The following is a 475-nucleotide window of genomic DNA, read 5'->3' as shown; positions in this document are numbered from 1 at the left end:
CCCGGTCGGCGCCAGCTCCTCTTCGGTGAACTTCGTTACGCCAAACGACGCCCTCGCAGGCGGCGACAACCTGAGCGTGAAGATCGACGACGCCCAGGGCGGCAACTACGAGAAACTGGACATCGACGCCACTCCAGCGGACACCACCGTTACCGATGTGCAGGACACTACCGGCCTGACCTTGAGTGCAACCGATACCGTTGCTGAAGGCGGCTCCATCGTTTACACCGCCACCCTGACCAACGCCGCTGGCTCGCCAGTGACCGTGACCCTGAGCAACGGCGCCGTCATCAACATCGCCGCTGGCGCCACCACTGGCACCGTGACCGTCGACGCGCCAACAGACGACGTCTATAAAGACGCTGGCAAAGTTGAAGTCAGCATCGATAACGCCACTGGCGGCAACTTCGAAAACCTGGTTCCGAGCACCACGCCTGCAGTGACTGATGTCACCGACACCATCGACACCAGCACC

Annotated in this window: 1 protein-coding gene; it reads left to right on the top strand. The window is 61.9% G+C overall.

Annotation, left to right across the window (positions count from 1 at the left end):
* Positions 1-475, top strand: a 475-nt coding sequence (locus tag AC09SL_RS29540) for an immunoglobulin-like domain-containing protein (RefSeq protein WP_479572018.1), incomplete at both ends; no start/stop codon positions are given.

This window comes from Pseudomonas sp. PF05 (assembly GCF_056521845.1).
Note: the sequence above shows the minus strand (reverse complement) of the source record. Positions and strands in the feature narration are given on the sequence as shown.